The sequence below is a fragment of the Acinetobacter sp. UBA6720 genome, assembly GCF_002454215.1.
Taxonomy (GTDB): domain Bacteria; phylum Pseudomonadota; class Gammaproteobacteria; order Pseudomonadales; family Moraxellaceae; genus Acinetobacter.
The window spans coordinates 1-1,094 of the sequence record NZ_DKIK01000167.1; the positions used below are offsets into that span (position 1 = coordinate 1).

A 1,094-nucleotide genomic window follows, 5' to 3' on the forward strand; every position below is an offset into this window, starting at 1 on the left:
CCTAAAGCAATTTGTTCTGCTTTTTGCTTTAAGTCATCGACCAAGCTTTGCATCGCGGTTTGGTTGGTTTTGAAGTCTTCACTTCGAATATTGATCTTGCTATGTAATTGATTCATCACGAACATCCTTGTCATTTTTATTGTTGTGGAGGGTTAAGCTGTTTCATTAAACAGTTCACGGCCAATCAACATACGGCGAATTTCAGAAGTTCCCGCGCCAATTTCATAGAGTTTTGCATCGCGCCATAGACGGCCTGCAGAAAATTCATTGATATACCCATTTCCACCTAAGGTCTGAATGGTTTCACCTGCCATCCATGTGGCTTTTTCAGCAGCATATAAAATTGCACTGGCTGCATCTTTACGTAGGCTACGGCTATGGTCAGCCTTGTCGCACTCAGCACCCACGGCATAGACTAGCGCTTTACATGCCAACCAAGTCGAATACATATCGGCAATTTTCCCTTGCATTAGCTGGAACTCACCAAGTGCTTGGCCGAATTGTTTACGGTCATGGATATACGGAATCACGGTATCCATGCAGGCATCCATAATGCCTAAAGGACCTGCACTCAGAACAGCACGCTCATAGTCCAAACCACTCATGAGCACTTTGGTGCCGTTTCCTACACCACCCATCACGTTTTCTTTTGGCACTTTCACATTGTCGAAGAACAGGGGGTAGGTGTTCGAACCACGCATACCCAACTTGTCTAAATGTGTGCCATGGCTAAAACCTTCCATGCCTTTTTCTACAAGGAAAGCCGTCATGCCTTTAGCGCCTGCATGCAAATCCGTTTTGGCATACACCACAAGCACATCGGCATCGCCACCATTGGTGATCCACATTTTTGAGCCATTTAACAGAAAGTGATCGCCACAATCTTCAGCTTTGAGCTTCATGCTGACTACGTCTGAGCCTGCGTTTGGTTCAGACATGGCAAGTGCTCCGACATACTCACCTGAAATTAGCTTTGGTAAATAACGTTGTTTTTGTTCCTCGCTGCCATTTCGGTTAATTTGATTCACACATAGGTTAGAATGTGCACCATAAGAAAGACCAATCGAAGCTGAAGCACGTGAGATTTCTTGCAT

Annotated in this window: 2 protein-coding genes; both read right to left on the reverse strand. The window is 45.0% G+C overall.

Annotation, left to right across the window (positions count from 1 at the left end; all coding sequences use genetic code 11):
• A partial coding sequence (locus B4F08_RS14270) for a hypothetical protein (protein ID WP_291374923.1) occupies positions 1–116 on the reverse strand: 116 nt, incomplete at its 3' end.
• A 36-nt stretch (positions 117–152) separates the two neighbouring features.
• A partial coding sequence (locus B4F08_RS14275; RefSeq protein ID WP_291374915.1) for an acyl-CoA dehydrogenase family protein occupies positions 153–1,094 on the reverse strand: 942 nt, incomplete at its 5' end.